This window comes from Streptomyces silaceus, assembly GCF_001419745.1.
In the GTDB taxonomy this organism is placed as follows: domain Bacteria; phylum Actinomycetota; class Actinomycetes; order Streptomycetales; family Streptomycetaceae; genus Streptomyces; species Streptomyces silaceus.
Genome location: NZ_LIRJ01000656.1, coordinates 1 through 3,508, shown reverse-complemented (window position 1 = coordinate 3,508; position 3,508 = coordinate 1). Strand labels below are relative to the sequence as shown.

At 68.5% G+C, this 3,508-nt stretch carries 1 protein-coding gene; it reads left to right on the top strand.

Going from position 1 to position 3,508, the window contains the following annotated elements; all coding sequences use genetic code 11:
- A partial coding sequence (locus AOK22_RS38325; RefSeq protein ID WP_055703254.1) for a multifunctional oxoglutarate decarboxylase/oxoglutarate dehydrogenase thiamine pyrophosphate-binding subunit/dihydrolipoyllysine-residue succinyltransferase subunit occupies window positions 1–3,469 on the top strand: 3,469 nt, incomplete at its 5' end.
- Between the last annotated feature and the right edge of the window lie 39 nt (window positions 3,470–3,508).

The window sequence follows — 3,508 nt, the reverse complement described above, 5'->3', positions numbered from 1 at the left end:
CGCCGGCTCCGCCTTCGCGGCCGCCGCTCCGGCCCCCGCCGCGAAGCCCGCCGCCGCCAAGCCCGCCGCGAAGGCGGAGCCGGCGACCGAGGCCCCGGCCGGTCCCGAGTACGTGACGCTGCGCGGCCCCGCCGCCGCGGTCGCGAAGAACATGAACGCCTCCATCGAGGTCCCCACCGCCACGTCGGTGCGCGCGGTCCCGGTGAAGCTGCTCTTCGACAACCGCATCGTCATCAACAACCACCTCAAGCGCGCCCGCGGCGGGAAGATCTCCTTCACGCACCTCATCGGGTACGCGATGGTGCAGGCCATCAAGGCCATGCCGTCGATGAACTACTCCTTCCAGGAGAAGGACGGCAAGCCGACCCTGGTCAAGCCGGAGCACGTCAACTTCGGCCTCGCCATCGACCTGGTGAAGCCCAACGGCGACCGCCAGCTGGTCGTCGCGGGCATCAAGAAGGCCGAGACCCTGAACTTCTTCGAGTTCTGGCAGGCCTACGAGGACATCGTCCGCCGCGCCCGTGACGGCAAGCTGGGCATGGACGACTTCACCGGTGTGACGGTCTCCCTGACCAACCCCGGCGGCCTCGGCACCGTCCACTCGGTCCCGCGTCTGATGCCCGGTCAGTCGGTCATCATGGGCGTCGGTTCCATGGACTACCCCGCGGAGTTCCAGGGCACCTCCCAGGACACCCTGAACAAGCTCGGCATCTCGAAGGTCATGACGCTCACGTCGACCTACGACCACCGGGTCATCCAGGGCGCCGCCTCCGGCGAGTTCCTGCGGATCGTCGCGAACCTCCTCCTCGGCGAGAACGACTTCTACGACGAGATCTTCAAGGCGCTGCGCATCCCCTACGAGCCGGTCCGCTGGCTCAAGGACATCGACGCCTCGCACGACGACGACGTCACGAAGGCCGCCCGCGTCTTCGAGCTGATCCACTCCTACCGCGTCCGGGGCCACGTCATGGCCGACACGGACCCGCTGGAGTACAAGCAGCGCAAGCACCCCGACCTGGACATCACCGAGCACGGCCTCACCCTGTGGGACCTGGAGCGGGAGTTCGCGGTCGGCGGCTTCGCCGGCAAGTCGATGATGAAGCTGCGCGACGTCCTCGGCGTGCTGCGCGACTCGTACTGCCGCACCACCGGCGTCGAGTTCATGCACATCCAGGACCCGAAGCAGCGCAAGTGGCTCCAGGACCGCATCGAGCGGACCCACGCCACCAAGCCCGAGCGCGAGGAGCAGCTGCGCATCCTGCGCCGGCTGAACTCGGCGGAGGCCTTCGAGACCTTCCTGCAGACGAAGTACGTCGGCCAGAAGCGCTTCTCCCTGGAGGGCGGCGAGTCCGTCATCCCGCTGCTCGACGCCGTGCTCGACAGCGCCGCCGAGTCGCGCCTGGACGAGGTCGTCATCGGCATGGCCCACCGCGGCCGCCTGAACGTCCTGGCGAACATCGTCGGCAAGTCGTACGCCCAGATCTTCCGCGAGTTCGAGGGCAACATGGACCCCAAGTCCATGCACGGCTCCGGCGACGTGAAGTACCACCTGGGCGCCGAGGGCACCTTCACCGGCCTGGACGGCGAGCAGATCAAGGTCTCGCTGGCCGCGAACCCCTCCCACCTGGAGACGGTCGACCCGGTCATCGAGGGCATCGTCCGCGCCAAGCAGGACATCATCAACAAGGGCGGCACGGACTTCACGGTCCTGCCCGTCGCCCTGCACGGTGACGCGGCCTTCGCGGGCCAGGGTGTGGTCGCCGAGACGCTCAACATGTCGCAGCTGCGCGGCTACCGCACGGGCGGCACGGTCCACATCGTCATCAACAACCAGGTCGGCTTCACCGCCGCCCCGGAGTCGTCGCGTTCGTCGATGTACGCGACCGACGTGGCCCGCATGATCGAGGCCCCGATCTTCCACGTGAACGGCGACGACCCGGAGGCCGTGGTGCGCGTCGCGCGCCTCGCCTTCGAGTTCCGCCAGGCCTTCAACAAGGACGTGGTGATCGACCTCATCTGCTACCGCCGCCGCGGTCACAACGAGTCGGACAACCCGGCGTTCACCCAGCCGCTGATGTACGACCTGATCGACAAGAAGCGCTCGGTGCGCAAGCTCTACACCGAGTCCCTCATCGGTCGCGGCGACATCACCCTGGAAGAGGCCGAGCAGGCGCTGCAGGACTTCCAGGGCCAGCTGGAGAAGGTCTTCACCGAGGTCCGCGAGGCCGTCTCGCAGCCCGCGCAGGCCGAGGTCCCCTCGCCGCAGGCCGAGTTCCCGGTGCACGTCGAGACCGCGATCTCCCAGGAGGTCGTCAAGCGGATCGCCGAGTCCCAGGTCAACATCCCCGACCGGGTCACCGTCCACCCGCGTCTGCTGCCGCAGCTGCAGCGCCGCGCGACCATGGTCGAGGACGGCACGATCGACTGGGGCATGGGCGAGACCCTCGCCATCGGCTCGCTGCTCCTGGAGGGCACCCCGGTCCGCCTGTCGGGCCAGGACTCCCGCCGCGGCACGTTCGGCCAGCGCCACGCGGTCCTCATCGACCGGCAGACGGGCGAGGACTACACGCCGCTGATGTACCTCTCCGAGGAGCAGGCGCGCTACAACGTCTACGACTCGCTGCTCTCCGAGTACGCGGTGATGGGCTTCGAGTACGGCTACTCGCTGGCCCGCCCCGAGTCCCTCGTCATGTGGGAAGCGCAGTTCGGCGACTTCGTCAACGGCGCGCAGACGGTGGTGGACGAGTACATCTCCGCCGCCGAGCAGAAGTGGAACCAGCACTCCGGTGTCACGCTGCTCCTGCCGCACGGCTACGAGGGCCAGGGCCCGGACCACTCCTCGGCCCGCATCGAGCGGTTCCTGCAGCTCTGCGCGCAGAACAACATGACGGTCGCCATGCCGACCCTGCCGTCGAACTACTTCCACCTCCTGCGGTGGCAGGTGCACAACCCGCACCACAAGCCGCTGGTGGTCTTCACCCCGAAGTCGATGCTGCGCCTGAAGGCCGCGGCCTCGAAGACGGAGGAGTTCACGACGGGCGGCTTCCGCCCGGTCATCGGTGACAGCCACGTCGACCCGTCGGCGGTCCGCAAGGTCGTCTTCTGCGCGGGCAAGCTGTACTACGACCTGGAGGCCGAGCGTCAGAAGCGCGGCGCCACGGACACCGCGATCATCCGCATCGAGCGCCTGTACCCGCTGCCGGGTGCCGAGCTCCAGGCGGAGATCGCCAAGTTCCCGAACGCCGAGAAGTACCTGTGGGCGCAGGAGGAGCCGGCGAACCAGGGCGCGTGGCCCTTCATCGCCCTCAACCTCATCGACCACCTGGACCTGGCGGTCGGCGCGGACATCCCGCACGACGAGCGCCTGCGCCGCATCTCGCGCCCGCACAGCTCGTCCCCGGCGGTCGGTTCGGCCAAGCGCCACCAGGCCGAGCAGGAGCAGCTGATCAGCGAGGTCTTCGAGGCGTAAGCGGTCGCCTCGACGGTTCTCACCACGTACGGAGGGCCC